At 72.7% G+C, this 23515-nt stretch carries 22 protein-coding genes; 11 read left to right on the top strand and 11 right to left on the bottom strand.

Annotated elements, in window-relative coordinates; genetic code table 11:
• Positions 1 to 156: 156 nt before the first annotated feature.
• A complete protein-coding gene (locus ABZ441_RS21730) occupies positions 157 to 900 on the top strand; it encodes a hypothetical protein (RefSeq protein WP_358976610.1) in 744 nt (247 codons plus the stop codon).
• 44 nt (positions 901 to 944) lie between these two features.
• Here the strand turns inward: ABZ441_RS21730 and ABZ441_RS21725 are convergent, their stop codons facing one another.
• Complete coding sequence (locus ABZ441_RS21725) at positions 945 to 3410, bottom strand: helicase C-terminal domain-containing protein (protein ID WP_358976607.1); 2466 nt, start codon at positions 3408 to 3410, stop codon at positions 945 to 947.
• A 64-nt stretch (positions 3411 to 3474) separates the two neighbouring features.
• On the opposite strand from ABZ441_RS21725, the gene ABZ441_RS21720 reads away from it, so the two are divergent.
• The 3 genes from ABZ441_RS21720 to ABZ441_RS21710 all read left to right on the top strand — a co-directional run bounded on the left by ABZ441_RS21720 (position 3475) and on the right by ABZ441_RS21710 (position 5903).
• On the top strand, positions 3475 to 4695 hold the full coding sequence (locus ABZ441_RS21720) for a hypothetical protein (protein ID WP_358976604.1): 1221 nt from the start codon (positions 3475 to 3477) through the stop codon (positions 4693 to 4695).
• A 69-nt stretch (positions 4696 to 4764) separates the two neighbouring features.
• A complete protein-coding gene (locus tag ABZ441_RS21715) occupies positions 4765 to 5346 on the top strand; it encodes a sugar O-acetyltransferase (protein WP_358976601.1) in 582 nt (193 codons plus the stop codon).
• Positions 5347 to 5357: 11 nt separating this feature from the next.
• On the top strand, positions 5358 to 5903 hold the full coding sequence (locus tag ABZ441_RS21710; RefSeq protein WP_358976598.1) for a TetR family transcriptional regulator: 546 nt from the start codon (positions 5358 to 5360) through the stop codon (positions 5901 to 5903).
• Between the two features lie 220 nt (positions 5904 to 6123).
• Here ABZ441_RS21710 and ABZ441_RS21705 read toward each other — a convergent pair whose 3' ends face one another.
• Positions 6124 to 6678 carry a hypothetical protein gene (locus tag ABZ441_RS21705; protein WP_358976595.1) on the bottom strand — a complete coding sequence of 185 codons (555 nt, stop codon included), beginning with the start codon at positions 6676 to 6678 and terminating at the stop codon, positions 6124 to 6126.
• 138 nt (positions 6679 to 6816) lie between these two features.
• Here ABZ441_RS21705 and ABZ441_RS21700 point away from each other — a divergent pair, with 138 nt between their 5' ends.
• Positions 6817 to 7434 (top strand): HAD family hydrolase, encoded by a 618-nt coding sequence (locus ABZ441_RS21700; RefSeq protein WP_358976592.1) that lies wholly within the window; start codon positions 6817 to 6819, stop codon positions 7432 to 7434.
• A gap of 37 nt (positions 7435 to 7471) precedes the next feature.
• Here the strand turns inward: ABZ441_RS21700 and ABZ441_RS21695 are convergent, their stop codons facing one another.
• Positions 7472 to 7708 (bottom strand): hypothetical protein, encoded by a 237-nt coding sequence (locus ABZ441_RS21695; RefSeq protein ID WP_358976589.1) that lies wholly within the window; start codon positions 7706 to 7708, stop codon positions 7472 to 7474.
• 167 nt (positions 7709 to 7875) lie between these two features.
• Between ABZ441_RS21695 and ABZ441_RS21690 the strand changes: the two genes are divergently transcribed.
• On the top strand, positions 7876 to 8259 hold the full coding sequence (locus ABZ441_RS21690; RefSeq protein ID WP_205018169.1) for a cold-shock protein: 384 nt from the start codon (positions 7876 to 7878) through the stop codon (positions 8257 to 8259).
• A 36-nt stretch (positions 8260 to 8295) separates the two neighbouring features.
• On the opposite strand, the gene ABZ441_RS21685 is transcribed toward ABZ441_RS21690, so the two are convergent.
• Genes ABZ441_RS21685 through ABZ441_RS21670 form a run of 4 tightly spaced genes read right to left on the bottom strand, consistent with a single transcriptional unit; the run spans position 8296 to position 11861 of the window.
• Entirely contained in the window at positions 8296 to 9201 is a 906-nt protein-coding gene (locus tag ABZ441_RS21685) for a 1,4-dihydroxy-6-naphthoate synthase (RefSeq protein WP_358976584.1), read from the bottom strand.
• A complete protein-coding gene (locus ABZ441_RS21680) occupies positions 9173 to 9892 on the bottom strand; it encodes a futalosine hydrolase (protein WP_358976581.1) in 720 nt (239 codons plus the stop codon). The genes ABZ441_RS21685 and ABZ441_RS21680 overlap by 29 nt, the downstream gene beginning before the upstream one ends.
• 25 nt (positions 9893 to 9917) lie before the next feature.
• A complete protein-coding gene (locus ABZ441_RS21675; protein ID WP_358976578.1) occupies positions 9918 to 10400 on the bottom strand; it encodes a DUF2771 domain-containing protein in 483 nt (160 codons plus the stop codon).
• Between the two features lie 27 nt (positions 10401 to 10427).
• Positions 10428 to 11861, bottom strand: coding sequence for an MFS transporter (locus tag ABZ441_RS21670; RefSeq protein ID WP_358976576.1), 1434 nt, complete (start codon positions 11859 to 11861; stop codon positions 10428 to 10430).
• Positions 11862 to 12313: 452 nt separating this feature from the next.
• On the opposite strand from ABZ441_RS21670, the gene ABZ441_RS21665 reads away from it, so the two are divergent.
• Together ABZ441_RS21665 and ABZ441_RS21660 are read left to right on the top strand one after the other, a co-directional pair.
• Entirely contained in the window at positions 12314 to 13246 is a 933-nt protein-coding gene (locus tag ABZ441_RS21665; RefSeq protein ID WP_358976573.1) for a DUF3027 domain-containing protein, read from the top strand.
• A 347-nt stretch (positions 13247 to 13593) separates the two neighbouring features.
• Positions 13594 to 16785, top strand: coding sequence for a molecular chaperone Hsp90 (locus ABZ441_RS21660; protein ID WP_358976570.1), 3192 nt, complete (start codon positions 13594 to 13596; stop codon positions 16783 to 16785).
• Positions 16786 to 16803: 18 nt separating this feature from the next.
• Here ABZ441_RS21660 and ABZ441_RS21655 read toward each other — a convergent pair whose 3' ends face one another.
• Positions 16804 to 17067: a hypothetical protein gene (locus tag ABZ441_RS21655; protein WP_358976567.1), complete on the bottom strand. Its 264-nt coding sequence runs from the start codon at positions 17065 to 17067 to the stop codon at positions 16804 to 16806.
• A gap of 243 nt (positions 17068 to 17310) precedes the next feature.
• On the opposite strand from ABZ441_RS21655, the gene ABZ441_RS21650 reads away from it, so the two are divergent.
• The gene (locus tag ABZ441_RS21650; protein WP_358976564.1) at positions 17311 to 18174 is read left to right on the top strand and encodes a calcium-binding protein; all 864 of its coding nucleotides are present in this window, start codon (positions 17311 to 17313) and stop codon (positions 18172 to 18174) included.
• Between the two features lie 23 nt (positions 18175 to 18197).
• Here the strand turns inward: ABZ441_RS21650 and ABZ441_RS21645 are convergent, their stop codons facing one another.
• A complete protein-coding gene (locus ABZ441_RS21645; protein WP_358976561.1) occupies positions 18198 to 20606 on the bottom strand; it encodes an HAD-IC family P-type ATPase in 2409 nt (802 codons plus the stop codon).
• 138 nt (positions 20607 to 20744) lie between these two features.
• Complete coding sequence (locus ABZ441_RS21640; protein ID WP_358976558.1) at positions 20745 to 21032, bottom strand: DUF2530 domain-containing protein; 288 nt, start codon at positions 21030 to 21032, stop codon at positions 20745 to 20747.
• 188 nt (positions 21033 to 21220) lie between these two features.
• Here ABZ441_RS21640 and ABZ441_RS21635 point away from each other — a divergent pair, with 188 nt between their 5' ends.
• Positions 21221 to 22672 (top strand): NCS2 family permease, encoded by a 1452-nt coding sequence (locus ABZ441_RS21635; RefSeq protein WP_358976555.1) that lies wholly within the window; start codon positions 21221 to 21223, stop codon positions 22670 to 22672.
• A 36-nt stretch (positions 22673 to 22708) separates the two neighbouring features.
• Here the strand turns inward: ABZ441_RS21635 and ABZ441_RS21630 are convergent, their stop codons facing one another.
• Entirely contained in the window at positions 22709 to 22924 is a 216-nt protein-coding gene (locus ABZ441_RS21630; protein WP_358976552.1) for a hypothetical protein, read from the bottom strand.
• A 134-nt stretch (positions 22925 to 23058) separates the two neighbouring features.
• On the opposite strand from ABZ441_RS21630, the gene ABZ441_RS21625 reads away from it, so the two are divergent.
• On the top strand, positions 23059 to 23499 hold the full coding sequence (locus tag ABZ441_RS21625; RefSeq protein ID WP_205018182.1) for a MarR family transcriptional regulator: 441 nt from the start codon (positions 23059 to 23061) through the stop codon (positions 23497 to 23499).
• Positions 23500 to 23515 lie beyond the last annotated feature (16 nt).

Here is a 23515-nt window from a genome sequence, read left to right as displayed (position 1 = left end):
ACATGGCCACGTACGACTTCGGCCGTACCCAGCTCGACCTGCCGGTACCCCGGAGGTCTCCTGACCGGCCTCTCCCTCGGCCGACGGGCAGTCAGGTGTGGCTGATAGAAAAGAACGCCCGGTCGGCAGCGCGTCGGCCGCGGGGGGAGGACCACCATGACCCAGCCACCGCCCTGGCCGCCGCAGCCGCCGCCCACGCAGTCGCCCTACGTTCCGCCGCAGGCCGGGTACGGGAACCCGCACGGCGGGCAGCCCGTGCCGGACAACCCCTACGCCACCGGGCCCCAGCAGCCCCAGCAGCCCTCGCCGTACGGCGCCCACCCCCTGCCGCCGCAGTACGGACCGGCGGGGGCGCCGCCCCCGGCACCGGGGAAGCGGCGTACCCGCCTGGTCGTGGGGGCCGGTCTCGTGGCTCTCGTCCTGATCGGCGGAGGACTCTGGTTCGCGCTCGGGGCCGACGGCGACGAGCCCGCGGCGCCCGTCGCGAAGGAGAGCCCCTCCGTCTCCGTCTCCGCCGACCCCGGCCCGACGGAGGACGAGCCCGTGGAGCCCTCCACGGAGCCCGCCGTGCCCACGCCCACCGGGACCGGGCTGCAGGCCGTCTGGCAGGTCTCCGGCTCCACGCTGGGGCTGGGCGAGGAGCACCTCGACGAGCCCGCCCGGGTCAACGCGATCCTCACCACCACCGACGGCCTGGACTGCGAGGGACGGTGGCAGAAGGACGAGAGTGGTGACTTCCTGGAGATGGCCCTGCTCTGCAAGGAGGACGGGGTCCGGGTCGAGGACAAGGACCGCGTCGGCAACCTGGAGCAGAACGGGAACACCCTGACCGTCGAGTGGAAGAAGGGCGCCACCGGCACGGAGACGTTCCAGCGCGTCCGGGACATGGACCCTGCCTGAACGGCCACCCTGCCAGATCGGCTGCTCGTCAGCTCGTCAGCTCGTCAGTTCGTCTGCTCGTCGGCGAGCTCCGCGACGCCCGTGATCCGGTGCAGCGGATACGTCCGTACCTCGTCCGCCGTGTGGTCGTACGCCGTCACGAAGCCGCCCTCCACCTTGACCGGGGCGATCACCCGCTGGCTGGCCGCGCCGTCCGCGTTGACGTAGCCGATCCAGACCGCCGAGCCGGTCATCGCCGCCGCCTGCACCGTCGCCAGCGTCTCGGCGGGGGTCGTGCGGGGGAGGGAGCCCGTCGTGGCCGTGTCCGGGGCGTCCTTGTGGACGGCTCTGGCGGCCGTGTCGCCGGCCCGGACGGCCCGGACCGCGGCGGCGAGGAGGGTGGCGTCGGGGACCGGCGGGCCCTCGGGGACGGGGACGGGCGGCGTGCGGGGCGGGGTGCGGCGGGCTCCGGCGCGGGTGATCAGGACGTCGCCCTCGGCGGACTCGGCGGCCGGGGCGTACCCCATCTCGCGCAGCCCTTCGAGGAGCGACCCGGGGTCGGCCTGCGCGGCCAGGACGGTCGGCGCGAGCCGGCGCAGCCGCAGGGGGGCCGAGCGCTTGTCGGCCAGGATCTCGTTGAGTACGGCCTCGTCGTCGCATCGTACGTAGGCGGAGGCGGCACCGATCCGGAGGTGGCCGTGGCGGCGCGCCACGTCGTCGATGAGGTAGCTCAGCGGCTGCGGCACCGGTGTGCGGCTGTGGGTGGCGAGGAAGGCGTGCAGGTCGGTGGCGGCCTGCCCCGCGTCGAGCGCGCGGCGTACGGAGCCCGGGGTGAAGCGGTAGACGGTCGCCCCGCCCTTGGACTCGACGTCGGCGAGCACCGAGAGCATCTCGGCCAGCGGGCGTTCCAGCGGGCCGGGGGCGACCGCCGTCAGGTCGGCCTGGAGCAGCACGTGGTCCAGGGGTTCGGGGATCAGCGGGGCGAGGCGGGCGGCGGCCTGGGCGGGGCCCTCATCGAGCAGGGCGCGGGCCTGGGAGGAGAGGGCCCCGCGGCCGGTGATGCCGAGCAGTTCCGCCTCGTTGACCGTCCACAGGGCGATCCGGGAGCGGAGGTCCGAGGCGTCGCCCGGGGCTGCCTGCCCGCCCGGCCCCTGGGTGCGTACCGGCCGTTCCCAGCGGAGCCGGGCGAGCAGGGTCTGCGGGTCGGGTGCGGTGCCCGCAGGGAGTGAGGCGAACAGGGTCAGGACCCGTCGGCGTACCTCGGGCGCGGCCGAACGGTCCAGGTCGGAGCCGAGCGTGGACAGGGCCCGGCCCTTGGAGTCCTGGCCGCCGATCAGGCCCGCGGTGCGGGTCGCCGCGAGCCAGGCGGTGGCGAGGTGGGTCCAGCGGTCCTGGGCGGGCAGGTCCAGCCACTCGTCGGACGCGGGGGTCGGCGCATACCGTTCGTCGGTCTCGCCGTCGGAGGCCAGCAGGCCCGCCGCGTAGGCGAGTTCGATCCAGAAGGCGGCAACAGGCTCCGGGGAGTCGAGCGCGACGGCGGCGCGCTTCAGCTCGCGCACGCTGAGGCCGCCCGCGCGGAGGATGGCCGGGCCGCCGTCGTTCCAGAGCTTCAGGAGGTCCTCGACGGTGGACAACGCCATGAAGCCCTGGCCCGCCGCCGCTCTGTCCACGGCCTGTGGATCGCGCTCGGCCGCCGCCACGAGCTCCGGCGCCACGGGCTCGGGCACGCGGTGGGCGCGGCCGGCCCGCAGGTGCAGCGCCGCCTCGCGGGGCAGGACGACGGTGCGCGTCGAGACGGGCAGCAACAGCCCGCGGTCGCGCAGCCATTGCACGGGCGGGGCGGGATTCGGGGTGAGCTCCCCGTACGGCGGTCCCCAGACAAGCCGGTCGAGCACGGACAGCGCCTCGACCGGGGCGGTGTCCAGCAGTTCGGCCATCCTGGTCCGGTCCGTGAAGAGACCGGCCAACGACGCGACGGCGGAGACCGGGTCGTGGGTGCCGGGCAGCCCGGCGGTGGTCAGGATCTCCTGCAGCCGGCCCGGCGACATGCCGGCCGTCGCCTCGGCGACGGTCGGGCCGAGACCGGTGGGGGAGGGGTGCTGCGGGGACGGGGCGAGCAGCTCGCGTGCGGTGCGTACGAGATGCAGTCGCTGGTCCTCGCCCCAGACCAGGGCCTGTTCGCGCAGGGTCGTGAGGGCGGTGGGCAGCGCGGCGGTGATCGCCGCGCCCGCGTCGTCTCGGCCGGCCCCGTCGTCCAGGCCGTCACCGGTGAGGAGCGCGAGCAGCGTGTCGTACGGAGCGGGGTCCGGCGCGACGGCCAGCGCCTCCGCGGTCTGCAGGGCGAAGCGGTCGAGGTGTTCCAGCGCGCGGACGACGGAGGCCCGTGTGCCGGCCCGGGTCGCCAGCTGGGTGATGTCGTTCGGCACGGGGTTCAGCAGGTCGGGGCGGGCACGCAGCAGCCCCGCCAGCGATTCGTCGCCCCGGGCGCGCAGAGCCTCGGCGAGCGTGCGCGGTGGTGTGGTCGTCCCCATCCGTCCCACGGTAGCCCCTGGAACGCTACCGTCGGGGCAGGGCGTGTGGAGGGAGAACCAGCGCGTGGGGATCGAGAGCGACCGGCTCGTCTACGACTACCTCAGCCGGGTCGGTGACCTGGCGCAGCAGCAACAGCTTTCCTCGGGGGCCCGGATGAGGCTCGTCGCGACCCTGCGGGGCGAGATCGACCGGCAGCGTGGCACGGACGGTTCGGACTCTCCGGCGGTGGTCCGGCGCATCATCGGCAGGCTCGGAGCGCCGGACGAACTCGTCGCCGCGGCTGGCGAGTCGGGCGACGGAGCGGTGACGCTGCCGTCGCCCCGGGCGGACGCGGTGACGGATGCCGAGCGCCCGCGCGCCGTGCCACGGGCACGGCGGGGGATGCTCCGGAAAGACGTGTCGCGCAAGGGCGAGTCGGGCCAAGGCGCGTCGGGCAAGGGTGCGTCGGGCAAGGGTGCGTCGGGCAAGGGTGCCGCACCCCGGCGTGCGGCACCCGAGGGTGCGTCGTCCGACGCGACGGCGGAGCCCGGCTCCGACTGGCCGTCGGCGTCCGCTCCACACATGGCGGGCCTCGGCCAAGCCCCGGCCGTGGGTGAGCCCTTTGAGGGTGAGCCCGAGTGGTGGCGGATCGAGCCCGGGCCGTTCGGTGAGGGCGCGCAGGGTGCGCAGGGGCCCATGGGTCCCGGCACTGCCGTGCCGGGGTTCGTGGGCGGGCTGGAGAGCCCGGAGCTGTTCGGGCTGCCCGGCACGTCGAAGGCACCGGGCGGCCCTGGAGCCCCGGGCGCACCGAAGCCGCCCGGACCCCGCGCCCCGGAGGGCGAGGAGGAGTCCGGGAAGGTGGCCGACGGGAAGGATGCCGTGCCGGCTCCGCCGCCCCGGCCCCGGATGAGGCTGCGACTGCGTCCCCGGCGGGCCGTCGAAGGCGCCGAGGTGGCCGCACGGCCGCGCCTCTCGAACCCGCTGCTGCTGCTGGCCGCCGCCCTGCTGGTGGCCGGAGCCGTGCTCGGGTCGTGGCTGGCGCTCGCGGGTGGCTGGCTGCTGGCCTACAGCTCACGGAAGTTCTCGCGCGCGGAGGCCAAGTGGGTCGCGATGGGCCTGCCGGGCGTGGTCGTGGCGGGCGCCTTCGTCTGGGTGTGGGGGCGTATGGACGGCCGCTGGGGCGAGCCCCTCGCCGAGGACGCGGTGGGTGACGCGATGACGGACGTGTGGCCCGTGGTGGTGCGGGTGGCGGCGGTGGCCTCGGCGGCGTATCTGGTGTGGCGGGCACGCAGGCTGCGGGGATGAGCCCCGCCCGCGGGCGGGTGCGGGTTTCGAGCGTACGTTCGTACACTTCGGGGGTGTACGATCGTACGCATGCCGACGGACTACTTCGCCAACGATCCGCGCACCAACCACGAGCGCATGCTCGCCGGTGACCTCTACGTCGCCGACGACCCGGAGATCGCCCGGAGGCAGCAGCGGGCGGTGCGGCTCGCGTCGCGCTACCAGGCCGCCTGCACGGAGGACTCCGGTGCGGCCCGTACGATCCTGGCCGAGCTCCTGGACTCCGTGGGCGAGGGCGTGGACCTGCGCCCGCCGCTCTACGTCGACTACGGCAGCAACATCAGCATCGGCGCCCGCACCTTCGTCAACTACCACCTCACCGCGCTGGACGTCGCGCGCATCACCATCGGTGAGGACTGCCAGATCGGCCCCAACGTCCAGCTCCTCACGCCCACCCACCCCGTGGAGCCGGGCCCGCGCCGGGACAAGCTGGAGGCCGCGCTCCCCATCACCATCGGGGACAACGTCTGGCTCGGCGGCGGCGTCATCGTGTGCCCCGGGGTGACCATCGGGGACGACTCCGTGATCGGTGCGGGCGCCGTGGTCACGAAGGACATCCCCGCCGGCGTCGTCGCGGTGGGCAACCCCGCCCGCGTCGTCCGCAGCGTCTGACCGGCCGTCCCATGGCCACCGGACGCACGGATCCGCAGCGCCGCGAGCGCATCCTCGCCGCCACGCTCGACCACATCGCCGAGGAGGGTGTGGTCGGCGTCTCCCACCGCAAGGTCGCCGGGCGCGCCGATGTGCCGCTGGGCTCGATGACGTATCACTTCAGCGGCATCGACGATCTGCTGCGCGAGGCCTTCACCCTCTTCGCCGACCACATCGTGGCCGTCTTCGAGCTGTACCTGGGCCGGGCCGGCACACCCGACGAGGCCCGGGAAGCCGTCACCGACCTGATCCACGTGCTCTCCGAGGGGCCCCGCCGGGACCTCGTCCTCACCCAGGAGCTCTACACGCTCGCCGCGCGGCGCGACGAGTACCGAGAGCTCACCCACGCCTGGATGAACCGCAGCCGCCGTCTGCTGGAGCAGCACTTCGAACCGGACACAGCCCGCCAGCTGGACGCGCTGATCGAGGGGCTGGCCCTGCACCGGTCCCTCGACACCGAGCCGCAGAGCCGTGAGCTGACGCGGCTGGCGGTACTACGGATGACGTCCGGCGACTGAGGCCGGCGTGCGGACCGGAGGCGCGGGTACGCGGCGCCGAAACCCTGCACGGGCGGTCACCGGAACCGTGCACACCCCCCTGAACCGCCTGTGGGGCGCGGACCTGACACCGCGCTCCACAGGCCCGGAAGCTCCACAGGCCCGGAAGTGCCCGCAGGCCCGGGACGCCGCACAGGCCCGGAAGCGCCCCGGGGTGCCCACGACGGCCCGAGTGCCCGCGTCAGCGGGCCCGTTCCCTGCGCAGTTCCACCTCCTGGGCGGTCACGGGCGCGTGGATCCGGTACACGTCGCCGACCCGCAGGCTGCCCGGTGTGCTGTATTCGCCGTGGGTCGCGACGAAGGAGACGGCCGTCCGCGACCCGGGCTGCCAGAAGGTGCGGTAGTACGGAGCGTTCCCCGCGTACTCCGGGACCTCCAGCAGGGGAACACCGCGACGGTGCAGGAGGCCCCGCAGCTTCTCGAACCGGAGCCGGGGGGCGAAGCGCCCGTAGCGGGCGCGGAGCACCTCGCCCGGGATCGTACGGTCACGGCGGGCGAGCCGGTGCACCTGGAGGCTGAAGTGGTGCCCCGCCCACGGGGCGCGGGCGCTCGCGCGGTGGAAGTGGAACTCCGCCAGGCCGTGGTCGCGGAGCATCGCCCACTCGTCGAAGGTGTTCTCGGCGAAGTCCGTCCCCAGCACCGCGGCGACCCGGCCGGGAGGGTCGTCGGGCCGAAGGCCGAGCACGGTGCCGGTGGTGACGGTGTGGACGTAGAACGCCAGGGAGTGCGGGGTCAACTCTCATTCCTCGGCAGGAGCGGGCGGGTGCCGTGATTCTGCACGCCGTGGAGCGGTCAGGAGCCCCCGGGCCCCTCGCCGCGGCCGGTGACGGACGGGCCCGACGTCCTTGCCCGGGAGGTCGGCACAATGGGTGCTATGCCCACACACACCTTGACGGTCGGTTTCGACCTCGACATGACGCTCATCGACTCCCGGCCCGGCATCAAGGCCGCCTACGAGGCACTGGCCGCCGAGACGGGTGTGTACATCGACACGGACCTGGTGGTCAGCCGGCTCGGTCCGCCGCTCGAGGACGAGATGGTGAACTGGTTCCCGGCCGACGCGACAGCCGGTGCGTGCGACCGGTACCGCGCCATCTACCCGGACACGGCGATCACGCCGACGACCGCGCTCCCCGGCGCCCGTGAGGCCGTGGAGGCCGTCCAGGCGCTCGGCGGGCGGGCGATGGTCGTCACCGCCAAGTACGAGCCGAACGCCAAGCTCCACCTCGCGCACCTCGGCATCGCGACGGACGTGCTGATCGGCGGGCTCTGGGCCGAAGGCAAGGCGGAGGCACTCCTGGAGCACGGCGCGCGGATCTACGTCGGCGACCACACCGGTGACGTACGGGGGGCGCGCGCTGCGAACGCCCTGTCGGTCGGTGTCACCACCGGGCCGTGCGACGAGGAGGAGCTCCGCGCTGCTGGAGCCGACGTGATCCTTCCGGACCTCACGGCGTTCCCCGCCTGGCTGAGCACCGTCTCGGCGGCCTGACTCCCCGGCCGAGGGTGAGGGCGGGCGGGCCCGTCCGCTACCTCGCGGCGGCGCGCTTCGGGGAGTTCTTCCACACCGAGCGCACCACCCCCGCCGCCGCGATCAGGAAGCCCAGACCCATCAGCATGCACACCGCGTAGGCGATGGGCGGGAACGGTTCGGTGCCCAGGAACAGCGGCGCGACGGTGACCAGGGTGGCCAGGGCGCCGAGGAAGAAGACGATCGCGCCGACCTGTACGAGCCGGTCGCCTGCGCCGGAAGGAGTAGTACTCACCCGGCAAGGGTAGTTCCCAGCTCGGCGGAACCATCCGGCGACGTCTTGTGTCCGGCCCCTGGGCCATTAGCCTGGGACTTGGCGGGTCTCGGACCCGCTGTACTGCTATCCGGAGCCGTTTCGCGGCTCTCCCGCGCACACCGACGAGTACGAGGACGAGGACAGACGTGCCCACGGGTAAGGTCAAATGGTTCAATTCGGAAAAGGGCTTCGGCTTTCTTTCGCGCGACGACGGCGCCGACGTCTTCGTCCACTCCTCAGTACTCCCCGACGGCGTCGAGGCCCTCAAGCCCGGTCAGCGCGTCGAATTCGGTGTGGTCGCGGGCCAGCGGGGTGACCAGGCCCTCTCCGTGGTGGTCCTCGACCCCACGCCGTCCGTCGCGGCGGCGCAGAGGCGCAGGCCGGACGAGCTGGCGTCGATCGTGCAGGACCTGACCACGGTCCTGGAGAACATCACGCCCATGCTGGAGCGGGGCCGCTACCCCGACAAGGCCGCCGGCGCGAAGGTCGCCGGCCTGCTGAGGGCGGTCGCCGACCAGCTCGACGTGTGACGGCCGGGCCGGGCCCGCGAGGCCCGGCCCGCGCTGTCAGCGTGCGGTGAACGCCAGCGCGTCCGGGGCCAGTGCCGGGACGAGCCCCTCGGCCGCCGCCCGGGTCAGCAGGCCGCGGACGGCCGCGTAGCCGTTCTCGCCGAGGTCGGCGGTGAACTCGTTCACGTAGAGCCCGATGTGCTGGTCCGCCACGGCCGGGTCCATCTCCTGGGCGTGCTCCTGGACGTACGGACGTGAGCGCTCCGGGTCGTCCCAGGCCATCCGCACCGACGTGCGGATCGATTCCGACAGCCGGTCCAGCGTCTCCTCGCCCAGCGAGCGCTTGGCGATGATGGCGCCGAGCGGGATCGGCAGGCCGGTGGTCTGCTCCCAGTGCTCGCCCATGTCGGCGAGGCTGTGCAGGCCGTAGTTCCGGTAGGTGAAGCGTGCCTCGTGGATCACGAGCCCGGCGTCCACCCGGCCGTCGCGCACCGCGGGCATGATCTCGTCGAACGGCATGACGACGATCTCGCCCACTCCGTCCGGCACGACCTCGGCAGCCCACAGCCGGAAGAGCAGATAAGCGGTGGAGCGCTCGCTCGGCACGGCGACGGTCTTCCCTGTCAGGTCCGCGCCCGCCTCCTTCGTGAGGACCAGCGGCCCGCAGCCACGCCCGAGGGCTCCGCCGCACGGCAGCAGCGCGTACTCGTCCAGCACCCAGGGCAGGACGGCGTAGGAGACCTTCAGCACGTCGAACTCGCCGCGCTCGGCCATGCCGTTGGTGAGGTCGATGTCGGCGAAGGTGACGTCGAGGGCGGGCGCGCCGGGGACCCTTCCGTGCGCCCAGGAGTCGAAGACGAAGGTGTCGTTCGGACACGGCGAGAAGGCGATCCGCAGCGCGGCGGGCGGTGCGCCCGCGGAGCCGGCGGCGGTGTCAGTCACGGTGTCGGTCGAGTCGGTCATGCCGGGTCCAACTTTCCACTACGGGTGCGGTCTTGCCGAACGCCTCGGTGAGCGCCGTCAGGGCGTCGCCGATGCGCCAGGCCTCGCGGTCGCGCGGCCCCACGGTGTTCGATACGGCCCGGAGCTCCAGCGCCGGCACGCCGAACCGGTCGGCGGCCTCCGCGACGCCGAAGCCCTCCATGGCCTCGGCGACGGCTCCGGGATGCGCGGCCAGCAGCTCGGCGGTGCGGGCCGCGCTGCCGGTCACGGTGGAGACGGTGAGGACCGTGCCCCGCACCGCTCCGGTCGCCTCCGCCACGTCCCGTACGAGGTCTCCGGGCGGTGCGAAGGTGTCCCTGCCGAAGCCGAGACCGGTGACGGGCACGAATCCGTCCGGGGTCTCGGCGCCCAGGTCCGCGGCGACGATGCCGGTCGCCACGACGAGGGAGCCGACGGGCGCGGCGGGTGCGAAACCGCCGCCGATGCCGGCCGAGAAGACCAGCGAGTAAGGGGCCGAGGCGGGCGCGGCGGCCAGGGCGAAGGCGGTGGCGGCGGCTGCGGCGGCCGGTCCGGCGCCGCCCGAGAGGACGTCGAAGGGGCCGGCCCGGTGCAGCTCGGCGCCCGGCACCTCACGTATCCGCGGCTCACCCCCGAACGCACGCGTGACCGCGTCCCGTTCGGCCGGGACAGCGGTCACGACAAGCATCCGCACGGCGGAGGTCCTCGGGGTCAGGGGGTCAGGACGTCTTCGTGAGCTGGAAGTGCCAGATGCCCGTGAGCTTCTGGCCCTTGGTCTCGACGATGCTGACCTGCGTCTTGTCCGCCGTGGTCTCGCCCGTCTGGCTGGCGAAGAAGGCGCTGCCGGGGATCGACCGGTAGGTCCGCTTGTACGGCTCCTGCTCGGCCTGCTGGCCGTTGATGAACAGGGACCAGCCGTTGTCCGCGACCTCGGGGTCGACGCCGAAGCGGACCTTGTCGTCCATGGCGACCTTGACGGACTTCTCCGCCTTCTTGTTCAGGCAGCCCTGGATCTCGGACTCCTTGAGGGCGTTGCCGTCGTTGTAGCAGGCGGCCTCGGAGCTCACCGAGTTGTCGCCGACCGTCACGGTGGCGAGCGGCGTCGGTTTGTCGCAGGCGGACAGGACAAGAAGTCCCGCGGACACGGCACCAAGAGCGACGCCGATTCGACGGCCCTTACCGGAGAAGAACGCAACGGTCATGCGCCGAAGGTTATCGGTCGGTGCCGCTCATGCCACGCGGGGGTGCGGTGAGCCGCGCCGTGCGGCCCCCAGGAGGCCCCGTACGGAGGCGGCCGCGCCGAGGGCGAGGAGCCCGGCGGCGACGGACATGCCGAGTACTCCGTTGAGGGGGAGCGCGATTCCGATCGCGCCGCCGACCACCCAGGACATCTGGAGCAGCGTCTCCGATCGCGCGAAGGCCGAGGTGCGCACCTCCTCCGGCACATCGCGCTGGATCATCGCGTCCAGCGACAGCTTCGACAGCGCCTGGGTGAAACCGGCGACCGCGGCGAGCGCCGCGACCATCAGCGTGCTGAAGAAGACCGCGGCCAGCACCGCCACCCCCAGGGCGAGTCCCAGCACCGTCGCCACGATCACCTCGGGGCCGCGTGCCCTGAGCCATGAGCCCACCGCCGTGCCGCAGGCGTTGCCGGTTCCGGCCGCGACGCCGACGATGCCGAGGGAGACCGCGGCGCTCTGCCCGGCCAGGGGGTGCTCGCGCAGCAGGAACGCCAGGAAGAAGATGAGGAAGCCGGAGAGCGCGCGGTGCGCGGCGTTGGCCTGGAGGCCGTGCAGGACGGACGGCCCGACGGACCGCAGCCCCGGTGGCTTCTCCCGCCCGCCCCTCCTGCCGATCCGCGTGCTGCCGCTCCGGCCGCCCTTGGTCCTGGCACCGGTGACGACCGGGCGGGCCGTCTCCTCGTGGGGGACGACGAGACGGGCCTTGCGCTCGCCCTTCGCGGAGTCGACCTTGTGCGGCAGCGTGAAGGCGAGGACCGTCCCGCCGAGGAAGATCGCACAGGCGCCGTAGAGCGGCCAGGCCGATCCGATGCTCTGCAGCCCCGCCCCGATCGGTGCCGCCACGCCCGTGGCGAGCAGCCCGGCCAGGGTGACCCGCGAATTGGCCTTCACCAGGGAGAAGCGGGGTGGCAGGAGACGGGGCACGACGGCGCTGCGCACCACTCCGTACGCCTTCGAGCAGACCAGGACGCCGAGCGCCGCCGGATAGAGCTCCAGGCCGCCCGTGGCCACCGCACCCGACATCGTGATCGCGAGCACCGCCCGGGCGAACATCGCGCCGGCCATCGCGGCGCGGCGGCCGTGCGGCAGGCGGTCCAGGAGGGGGCCGACCACCGGGGCGAGCAGGGTGAAGGGGGCCATCGTGACGGCCAGGTAGAGGGCGACGCGTCCGCGGGCCTCGTCCGTCGGTACGGAGAAGAACACCGTCGAGGCGAGCGCGACGGTGATCATGACGTCACCGGCGCCGTTGACCGCGTGGAGCTCGATCAGCTTGCCGAGCCCCGACTCGCCCGCGCCGTGGGCGTGGGTCGCCTTGCGGATGCCGCGCGCGGTGCCGGTGAAGGGGGCGCGCAGGGCACGGCCCATCGCCCGGCCCGCCCTGCGGAGCGGACCGGATCCGTCGGACGACCTGGCGGCAGCCACGTGGTCATAGTGCCCCACCCCCCGCCGTCATGAACCCATGATCGGGCCGGGGCGTGGCGGCCGCCGCTCCGTCGGGTGAGTCGCCCACGGCGGGGGAACGGCCGGGATACGTCCGGGACACACCGCCTATCCCGGACGAACCGGGCTCGGCCCGCCGGTGCTCCGTGAGCTGATCCACAAGGGTTCCGGTCCAGTTTGGGACGGGCAGGTGGGCGCGGGGCGGCGGAGAGGGTAGCGTGCACTCACGCGCCACCGGCGGTTGTTCTTGGCCGCGCGCCTCTCCGCGATCCCGCAGAATGGGTGGCAGAAGGCGCGCCCGAGGCAGGCACAACGGGTGTGGACGTCGACGCGGCCCCCAGGTCCGCTCCGCCCACGACTGTCATGGCCGAAATCGGACATCGATGGAGCTGCTGGCGCGCTCGTGAGACGGCGTATGGAGAGAAGCGAGACCTGTGAGTGCTGCGACGACGCGAAGCCGTACGGCCCGTACCCCCGCCCCTGACCGTCTGTGCGCCGAGGCGGTAGACCTCGCACGCGCTGCGGCCGAGGAGGCCGCCGCGCCCGGAGTGGTGGGTGAGCACGTGGCGCTGGTCTCCGAGGGGGACCGGGTCGTCACGCACTACTTCGAGGCCAAGGAGCCCGGCTACCGGGGCTGGCGCTGGGCGGTGACGGTCGCCAGGGCCTCCCGCGCCAAGAACGTCACCCTTGACGAAACGGTGCTGCTGCCCGGATCCGACGCGCTCCTCGCCCCCGAGTGGCTGCCCTGGAGCGAACGGCTGCGGCCCGGCGACATGGGCCCCGGCGACCTGCTGCCCACCGAGGCGGAGGACCCGCGCCTGGAGCCCGGCTGGACGGGCGAGGACGAGCCTCTGCCGAACTCCGCCGTCTCCGAGGTGTCGCAGGAGCTCGCCGCCCTCGCCGACGCGGAGGACGCGGAGCTGACGCCGCCGCCCGGGACGAGCCGCGGTTCGATCGCCGCGGTCGCGGACGAGCTGGGAACGCGCCGGGCGCGGGTGCTGTCCAGGTACGGGCTGCGGCAGGCCGCCGACCGGTGGGACGAGGAGTTCGGCGCGAAGACACCCATGGCGCAGGCCGCGCCGGCGTCCTGCGTCACCTGTGCGTTCCTGGTGCCGATGGCGGGCTCGCTGAAGCAGGCCTTCGGGGTCTGCGCGAACGAGTTCGCCCCCGCGGACGGCCGGGTCGTCTCCCTGTCGTACGGCTGTGGGGGGCACTCCGAGGCGGCGGTCATGCCGAAGCCGCCGAAGCCGACGCCGCACGCGCTGGACACACTCCAGGTCGACGACTATCCGCTGCGTCCGGCCGAGGACTCCGGCTCGGTCCCGGTCCTGCCGGACGGCTCGACGGAGGACCTGGGTCACTCCTGACGCTCCCTGCCGCGGCACCCCGGGCGTTCGCGGCGGCCGGCGGGTGCCGGACGGGCGCGGTTCCCCGCTGAGGACTCCGGTTCGGTGGGGCGGCCCGTCGGTGGGCCCGGGCCTTCGCCGGCGGCCCCCGCCGCTGCGGTGCCTGGTCGGCCCCGCGTGCCCGGGCAGGCCCGGTCGCCGGATTCACCCCGGTCGCCGGACGGGCCCGATCCGGCCACGCCCGCTTTGTGTGCCGCGCTGACCTGGTCCGGACGCGGGCGGCGATCACCGGCTTCCCGGTCGCGGTACCTTCGGGCGCACACTGGGCGTCACACGGGTCACCGGAAGAGCGGAGTACGAGCGTGGGCATGAATGCGACCGAGGGGGCCGATCCGTTCGGGACGGCGCGACTGCGGCGCGGCGTGCTCGACGCCTGGGGCGCCGGCCCCGCCCGCTTCCGGGAGGACGCCAACGCCGAGGAGGACCTGGCACTCGGCGGATACCGCGACCGGCTCGTCGTCGAACTCGCCCAGAACGCAGCCGACGCCGCAGCCCGCGCGGGCGTCCCCGGCCGGCTCCGCCTCACCCTGCACCCGGCGTCCGACGGTGGTCCCGCCGTCTTGGCGGCGGCCAACACCGGAGCCCCCCTGGACGCGACCGGCGTCGAGTCGCTCAGCACGCTGCGCGCCTCCGCCAAGCGCGAGGGGCACGAGTCGGCCGTCGGCCGGTTCGGTGTCGGCTTCGCCGCCGTGCTGGCCGTCAGCGACGAGCCCGCCGTGATCGGGCGTCACGGCGGCGTCCGCTGGTCCCTCGCGGAGGCACGTGACCTCGCGCGGCAGGCCGCCGTCGGCAGCCCCGGCCTCGGTGACGAGCTGCGCCGCCGCGACGGGCACGTACCGCTGCTCCGGCTCCCGCTGCCCGCCGAGGGGACCGCGCCGGACGGTTACGACACGGTCGTCGTCCTGCCGCTGCGCGACGGCGTCGCCGAGGACCTCGTGGGCAGGCTCCTCGACGGTGTCGACGACGCCCTGCTCCTCACACTGTCCGGCCTCGACGAGGTGGTGATCGAGACCCCCGGGGGCACCCCCGGCGACGCACGCACGCTGCGCCGCTCGCAGCACGGCCCGTACACGCACGTCGACGACTCCGTGCACGGTCTCCACCGCTGGCGCACCGTCTCGGGCGAGGGACCCGTCGAACCCGCGCTGCTCGCCGACCGGCCCGTCGAGGAGCGGCTGCGTCCGCACTGGTCGGTGACGTGGGCCGTGCCCGTCGACGAGGAGGGGGCGCCTCAGCACCCCCGCACCGCCCCCGTGGTGCACGCCCCGACGCCCACCGACGAGCCGCTGGGCGTCCCCGCGCTGCTGATCGCCTCGCTGCCCCTCGACACCACCCGGCGGCACCCGGCGCCGGGCCCGCTCACCGACTTCCTGGTGCAGCGTGCGGCCGACGCGTACGCGGAGCTCCTCGCCGGGTGGGAGCCCGTGTCCGCCCTCACGATCGCGCTGGTGCCGGGGGTGCTCGGCAAGGGGCGGCTCGACGGCGCTCTGCGGGCCGCGATCCTGGAGCGGCTGCCCCGGGTCGCCTTCCTCGAAGCCGCCGTGCCCCGCGACCCTGCCGAGGCGACGGCGCAGTGGGACGACTGGGACGGTTCCGGGGCCCCGCGCCCGGAGACCACCGCGCTCCGGCCGGTCGAGGCCGAGGTCGTCGAGGGTGTGGGCGCGGAGACCGTACGGGTGCTCGCCGAGGTCCTGCCCTGTCTGCTGCCCGCCGGGCTGGAGCGCCGCACCGAGCTGCGCACGCTCGGTGTCGCCCGTGTCCCCCTGACCGAGGCTGTCGACCGGCTGGCCGGTCTGGAACGGGACCCCGACTGGTGGCGGCGGCTGTACGACAGCCTGGCCGGTGTCGACCCCGACCGGCTCTCCGGCCTTCCCGTCCCCCTCGCGGGCGCCGCGGATGCGCCGCCGCGCACCACCATCGGGCCCCGTCAGGTACTCCTGCCGCTGCCCGACGCACTGACCGCACCGGTCCTCGCGAGGCTGGCCAGGCTCGGGCTGAAGGTGGCCCACCCGGACGCCGCCCACCCGCTGCTGGAGAAGCTCGGCGCCCTGCCCGCCACCCCCCGGGCCGTCCTGACGACGCCGCAGGTCCGGGCCGCCGTCGCGGGTTCGCTGGACGCGGGTGAGATCTGGGACGAGGACGCCCTGGACGGGGACGAGCTCGCCGACACCGTCCTCACGCTCGTACGCGACGCCGACCTGGCACCCGGTGACGAGCCCTGGCTGGGCGCGCTGGCCCTGCCCGACGAGGACGGGGAGCCGGCACCCGCCGGTGAACTGGTGCTTCCGGGCAGCCCCTTCGCCGAGGTGATGCGTGAGGGTGAACTCGCCCTGTGCGACGCGGAGCTGACCGGGCGCTGGGGCGAACAGCCCCTGACCGCCTGCGGGGTTCTGGCCACCTTCGCCCTCGTACGGGCCACCGACGTCGTCCTGGACCCGGACGAACTGGATCCCCGCGACAGCGACTTCGCCGAGCCCGACGACGCCGGTCTGCTCGACGCCGTGGACGTGTGGTGCGAGGACGTCCTGGACCAGCTCCCGGACACCCCGGTACCGCCGGTCGCCACCGAACTCGTCGCCGTGCGCGACCTGGACCTCGTCGACGACGACGCCTGGCCGCAGGCGCTGGCGATGCTGGCCAGGCCACCGCTGCGCGACGCGCTGACCCAGCCGGTGCGGGTGCTGCTCCCGGACGGTACGACCCAGTCGGTACGGCCCTACACCGCGTGGTGGCTGCGCGACCACCCCGTGCTCGACGGCCGCCGCCCGGCCGGTCTGCGGGCGGCCGGCGGAGACCCGCGGCTGGAGGGCCTGTACGACTCCGCCGACGCGACGGGCTTCGACGACGCGCAGGTGCTGCGCGCACTCGGCGTACGGACCTCGGTGGCCGCGCTCCTGGACGAGCCGGGCGGGGCGGCCGAGCTGCTGGGGCGGCTCGCGGACGAGGAGCGTCCCGTCGGGCCGGTGCAGCTGCACTCCCTCTACACGGCGCTGGCCGAGCTGGACCCCGACCAGGTCACGCTGCCCGACGAGTTGCGGGCCGTCGTGGACGACGAGGTGCGGGTCGCCGACGCGGCGGACGTCGTGATCGCCGACGCCCCCGACCTGCTGCCGCTGACCGGCGGCCTCCCGCTGCTGCCGGTGGCCCCGGCGCGGGCGGCGGAGCTGGCGGACCTGCTCCAGGTGCGGCGGCTCGGCGAGAGTGTCGAGGCCGTGGTGACGACGGAGGGCGAGGAGCACCGGGTGCCGGACTCGGTCCGCATCCTGCTCGGCGCCGGGACCCCCGACACCTACGTCGAGCACGGTGAACTGCGCGCGGGCGGTGTGGAACTGGACTGGCGCCGCACCCCGGACGGGGTGGTCCACGCGTCCACCCTGGAGGGCGTAGCGGCCGGTCTCGCCTGGGCCGCCGGTCAGTGGCCGCGCCGTTTCGAGGTGGCCGCGCTGCTGGAGGACCCGTCGCGTACGGAGGAGCTGGCCCGGGACCGCTGGTTCGACTGAGCGGCCCGGCGCCGGGGCTCACAGCTCCTTGACGTACCGGTGCGCGTGGGCGAGCGAGGCGAGGGGGTGGCGGTCACGGACGAACTTGACCGCCGCGACGTCTCCTCGCGCGCCGCGTACGGTGCGGACCTCGTCCGCGTCCACCTGCGTCCGGAATCCGTCGTAGGTTCCGTAGCGGTCCACGAAGGCGCGCTTCCGTCTGCGGAGGGCCCGGTCGCTGACGAACGCCAGCGCCGCTCCCACGGCCGCGACCACGACCACTCCGGTGAGCGGGTCGATCATCGGTGTCCTCCTCTGCGTCCAGGAGATCATGCGCCTGATGCCGGCGTCGGTGCGAAGGCGTGCGGTTGTAGCTCAGCAAGGAGCCGCACAGTTGATGTGATCTTCACAGGAAAGTCGCCGAGTGGGCACAACCTTTCACGTGTGTGACCTGTCTTGGTCTGTGGAGTCAGCAGACTCACAGACCACATGGGGACCGTCGGCCGCGGGACTTGCCACGGGCCCCCTTCTCCACTTGGGGAACACATGCGTATTCGTGCCACTGTCGCCGCCGTTTCCGGCGCCCTGGCTCTGTCCGCTCTCGCCGTTCCGGCGGCGCAGGCGGGCGACCAGGCCGTTCCGAGCCTGGACAAGCCCACCGCTGCCGAGGTGTTCGGCCTCGGGACCAAGGCCCCGCTCGCGAGGTCGCGCGCCGCCGTGTCGGAGCCCGTGATCTCCAAGGTCGTCATCAACGGTGGCAAGGACATCGTCCTCGGCACGACGGCCTCGAAGAAGATCACCGTCTCGCTGACCGCCTCGCACCCCTCCGGCATCACCGACGCCTACATCGACCTGTGGCACGGCTCGGACGTCGAGACGGACGTGGACGGCTGGGTGGCGCCGAACGAGGAATTCGCGACCTGCACGAACTCCAGCGCCACCACCGCCACCTGCAAGTTGACGATCACGATCGTCCCCGGCGCGGACCTGTACATGAACGCGCTGGCCGGCACCTGGCACGTCACCGCCGGTGCGCTCGCCGGTGACAACTCGTTCGCGTACGACGACTACTTCTCCAAGGCCCGTGTCCAGCGCCTCTCGAAGGTGACCGTCAACGCCTCCCCGGAGCCCGTCAAGAAGGGCAAGACCATCACGGTCACCGGCAAGCTCTCGCGCGCCAACTGGGAGACCGGCACCTACAAGGGCTACACCGGGCAGTCCGTCAAGCTGCAGTTCCGCAAGAAGACCAGCAGCACCTACACCACGGTCAAGACCATCAAGTCGAACAGCACCGGTGAGCTGAAGACCACCACCACGGCATCCGTGGACGGCTACTGGCGTTACAGCTTCGCCGGTACGTCCACCACCCCGACCGTCACGGCCGCGGGTGACTTCGTCGACGTGAAGTAGCACCAGGGCAAGCCCTTCACGATCTATGTGGGAAAGCGGCGGCCGACCAGCCTCCAGGCCAGTTCAAGGACGGCCGCCGCGACCGCCGCGATCCCCACCGCGGCCCACGGCATGGTCGTCCCCACCAGCTTCAGCGCGAAGAAGTGCTGGAGCCACGGCACGGCGAGCACGATGAGGAAGCACAGGCCCATCGTCGCGACCAGGGCGATCCGCCACCATGTGTACGGGCGGGCGATGATCGCCAGGACCCACATGGAGACCAGGAACAGCGTGAGCGTCGCCGCGCTCGTCTCCGCGTCCAGCGCCCCCGTCCCGGCGTAGTGGTGGCGGGCCAGCAGATAGGTGGCGAAGGTGGCCGCCGCCGCGATGGTCCCTGACGGGATCGCGTAGCGCATGACGCGGCGTACGAAGTGCGGCCGGGCCCGCTCCTTGTTGGGGGCGAGTGCGAGGAAGAACGCCGGGACGCCGATCGTCAGCGTGGACAGCAGCGTCAGGTGGCGCGGCAGGAACGGGTACTCCACCTGGAAGCACACCACCAGGATCGCCAGCAGCACCGAGTAGACGGTCTTCGTCAGGAACAGGGTCGCGACCCTGGTGATGTTGCCGATGACCCGGCGGCCCTCGGCCACGACCGACGGCAGCGTCGCGAAGCTGTTGTTCAGCAGCACGATCTGGGCCACCGCGCGGGTCGCCTCGGAGCCCGAGCCCATCGACACCCCGATGTCGGCGTCCTTGAGCGCCAGCACGTCGTTGACGCCGTCACCGGTCATCGCGACCGTGTGCCCCCGTGACTGGAGGGCCCCGACCATGTCCCGCTTCTGCTGCGGGGTGACGCGGCCGAAGACCGCGTTGCGCTCGATCTCCGTCGCCATCTCGTCGCGGTCCCCGGGGAGGCGGCGGGCGTCCAGGGCGTGCTCGGCGCCCGGCATCCCCAGCTTCCGGGCCACCGCGCCGACCGAGACGGCGTTGTCGCCGGAGACGACCTTCGCCGCGACGTTCTGGTCGTCGAAGTAGGCCAGGGTCTCCCCGGCGTCGGGGCGCAGCCGCTGCTCCAGGACGACGAGCGCGGTGGGTACGGCCTCGGAGGCGGCGTCCGGGGCGTCCAGCTCGCCCTGCACCCGGGTGAGGAGCAGGACCCGCAGCCCCTGCTCGTTGAGGTGCACGGTCTCGGCCAGGGCGGGGTCGTCCGGGGGCAGCAGCACGTCGGGGGCGCCGAGCAGCCAGGCGGACGCGTCGCCGCTCCCCTCGGCGAAGGCGGCGCCGCTGTACTTGCGGGCCGAGGAGAAGGGCACGGTCCGCGTGACGTCCCAGCCCTCGTCGTCCGGGTAGGCGTCGATGATGGCCTGGAGGCTCGCGTTGGGCCGTCGGTCGGAGGCGCCGAGGGCCCCCAGAACCCGGTGTACGTAGTCCTCGTCGGAGCCGTTCAGCGGGCGGACCTCGGTGACGTCCATGCCGCCCTCGGTGAGGGTCCCCGTCTTGTCCAGGCAGACGATGTCGACCCGTGCCAGGCCCTCGATGGCGGGAAGCTCCTGCACCAGGCACTGCTTGCGGCCGAGCCGGATGACACCGATCGCGAAGGCCACCGAGGTGAGCAGGACCAGGCCCTCGGGGATCATCGGGACGATGCCGCCGACCGTGCGGGCGACGGAGTCCTTGAAGTTGTCGTCCTTGACGACCAGCTGGCTGATGATCAGTCCGATCGCCGTCGGCACCATCATCCACGTCACGTACTTGAGGATCGTGCTGATCCCGCTGCGCAGTTCGGACTGGACGAGGGTGAAGCGGGACGCCTCCTCGGCGAGCTGCGCGGCGTACGCCTCGCGGCCGACCTTGGTGGCGGTGAACGCCCCGCCGCCCGCGACGACGAAGCTGCCGGACATCACCGGGTCGCCGGGCCGCTTGACGACGGGGTCGGCCTCACCGGTCAGCAGTGACTCGTCGATCTCCAGGCTGTCGGCCTCGACGACGGTGCCGTCGACGACGGCCTTGTCCCCGGGGCCGAGCTCGACCAGATCACCGAGGACGATCTCGGAGACGGAGACCTCGGCGGCGGCCCCGTCGCGCCGCACGGTCGGTTTCGCCTCGCCGATGACGGCGAGGCTGTCCAGGGTCTTCTTGGCGCGCCATTCCTGGACGATGCCGATGCCCGTGTTGGCGATGATCACGAAGCCGAAGAGGCTGTCCTGGATCGGCGCGACGAACAGCATGATCACCCAGAGCACCCCGATGATCAGGTTGAACCGGGTGAGGACGTTCGCGCGGACGATCTCGGTGACGGAGCGGGACGAGCGGACCGGTACGTCGTTGACCTCGCCCCGTGCGACCCGTTCGGCGACCTCCGCGGTGGTCAGGCCCCCCGGTGGCACGGGGGCGGGGGAGGTCCGTACGGGGTCCGGTCGCTCACCGGAGGAGTCGAGTGCCCGCTGCGTCATGATTCCGACCGTACGGGCGGACGGGACGGTTCACCCCCCGGGCGCCGGAAGATCCGACCCGGGGAGGAGCGCGGAACGGTCCCCCGGTCGTACGGGGCGACCCTCCGGAGCAGGCGGCCGTACGGGAGCGGGAGTGCGTCAGTGGCGCGCGGTGCCGGGCGTGGACTCCTCGGCGGCGGCCTGCGCGGCGGCCCGCTTGATCGCCGCGTCCCGGCCGCGGACCAGCCAGACACCGATGAGGCCCAGTCCGGCGCCGGCCAGGCAGACCCAGATCCACCAGGCGTGACCGCGGTCGTCGAACCAGCCGTAGAAGGGGACCTGCACGAGGAAGAGGACGAACCAGAGGATCGTGCCGCCGGTGATGGTGGCGACGACGGGGCCCTCCAGGGGCTCGGGCGCCTCGTGCTTCGGTTTCCACTTCTCCATGCCGTCAGTCTAGAGCTGTCCTCGGCCGGGGTGCCGCGGGCCAGTCGGCCCAGGGGTCTACGCGCGGAGATAGCGATCTTTCGCTCATGTATTCATACTGAATCTGCTTACGGGTGACTCGATTTATTCGTGTGAACATCTAAATCTGTCTGATTTTCATCCCCTCGATGCACGACTGAAGGTCCTACATGTCCTCCTCGGCCACCGCTCCGGTCGATCAGCCTCCGGCGCCGCAGCAGCCCCACGGCGTCCTTGACCGTTACTTCAAGATCTCCGAGCGGGGGTCGACGGTCGCGCGAGAGGTCCGTGGTGGTTTCGCCACGTTCTTCGCGATGGCGTACATCATCGTGCTCAACCCGATCATCCTCGGCAGCGCGAAGGACATGTACGGGAACCAGCTCGACGGGGGCCAGCTCGTCACGGCCACCGTGCTGACGGCCGCGTTCTCCACGCTCCTGATGGGCGTCATCGGCAACGTACCGATCGCGCTCGCCGCCGGCCTCGGCGTCAACACCGTCGTCGCCCTCCAGCTCGCCCCCCGGATGAGCTGGCCGGACGCGATGGGCATGGTCGTCCTCGCGGGCATCGTCGTGATGCTGCTGGTCGCGACCGGGCTGCGCGAGCGCGTGATGAACGCCGTGCCGCGCTCGCTCCGCAAGGGCATCGCGATGGGCATCGGCCTCTTCGTGCTGCTGGTCGGCCTGGTCGACTCGGGCTTCGTCTCCCGCATCCCGGACGCCGCGCACACCACGGTGCCGCTCCAGCTCGGCAGCGACGGCCACCTCAACGGCTGGCCCGTCCTGGTCTTCGTCCTCGGCACGCTGCTGACCCTCGCGCTGATCGTCCGCAAGGTACCGGGAGCGATCCTGCTCTCGATCGTCGTCATGACGGTGGTCGCACTGGTCATCGACGCGGTCGCGGACCTGCCCGCCGGCGCCTGGGGTCTGACCGTCCCTCAGTGGCCGGGCAATCCCGTCTCGTCCCCGGACTTCGGCCTGGTCGGTGAGGTCAGCCTGCTCGGCGGCTTCAGCAAGGTCGGTTATCTGACCGGCGTCCTCTTCGTCTTCACCGTGCTGCTGTCCTGCTTCTTCGACGCGATGGGCACCATCCTCGGCGTCGGCGACGAGGCGAAGCTGATGGACAGGAACGGCAACTTCCCGGGCATCAACAAGGTCCTGCTCGTCGACGGTGTCGCCGTCGCCGCCGGGGGCATCACCTCCTCCTCGGCCTCGACCTGCTTCGTGGAGTCCACGGCGGGCGTCGGCGAGGGTGCCCGAACCGGACTCGCCAGCGTGGTGAGCGGGCTGCTCTTCACGGTGGCGCTGTTCCTGACGCCGCTGGCGACGATGGTCCCCTCGCAGGCGGCCACCCCGGCACTGATCGCGGTCGGGTTCCTGATCCTCGCGGGCAATGTGCGGGACGTCGACTGGAGCGACTTCACGCTCGCCATCCCGGCCTTCCTGGCCATGCTGATGATGCCGCTCACGTACTCGATCACCAACGGCATCGGCATCGGCTGCATCGCCTTCAGCGCGATGCGCCTGGCGGCCGGCCGCGGCAGGGAGGTCCCGGCGGCCATGTACGTGGTGTCCGCGGTCTTCGTCTTCTACTACGCGATGCCGGCGCTCGGCCTCACGTAGGCGCGTACGCCTCCACCCCTGCGGGGCGGACTCCCGTCAGGTGACCCGGTCGGCCGGGTCACCGCGGCGGGAGTCCGCCCCGTAGAACTTCTCCGTCTCGTCGACTGCCGCGTGGAAGCGCTCGTCGAAGTCGTCGCGGACGAGCGTTCGGACCACGTAGTCCTGGACGGTCATGCCGCGTCTGGCGGCGTGCCGGCGGAGCCGCTCGAGCAGCTCACCGTCCATGCGCAGGCTTAGCACTGTCGATCCCATGCCAAGCAGGGTCGCGGCACCCATGGCCCTCTCGCGGCTCTTTCCGCCTCATACTCACTCGTTCGGGTGATCAGTTTCTCGCGCGTGTACCACCAGCTGGTATTTAGCACAGCTAATGAGTTACGCTAAGGAACATGCCTGACCTGATCCACGACGGCGACAGTGCGGCCGCCGTGAGCTCCCTTCGCTCCGCCGTGATGCTGCTGGGCCGGCGCCTGAAGCACCAGCGCGTCGACGAGTCGCTGAGCCCCACCGAGATGTCGGTGCTCGGCACCCTCGCCCGTTGCGGCTCCGCCACTCCCGGTGAGCTGGCCCGCAAGGAGCACGTACAGCCGCCGTCGATGACCCGCATCGTCGCGCTGCTGGAAGCCAAGGGGCTGGTCAGACTGGACCCGCACCCCGATGACCGTCGGCAGAAGATGGTCAGCCGGACCGAGCAGGCGGAAGCCATGCTCGCCGAGAGCCGCTCCAAGCGGAACGCCTGGCTGGCCGATCTCGCCGAGGGTCTGGACGAGGACGAGTGGGAGAAGCTACGGGCCGCGGCGCCCGTGCTGGAGAAGCTCGCCCACCTCTGATCCGGGCGGGCGGGCC

The organism is Streptomyces sp. NPDC005752 (genome assembly GCF_040630715.1).
Classification (GTDB): domain Bacteria; phylum Actinomycetota; class Actinomycetes; order Streptomycetales; family Streptomycetaceae; genus Streptomyces.
This window is presented reverse-complemented; position numbering and strand designations above follow the sequence as displayed.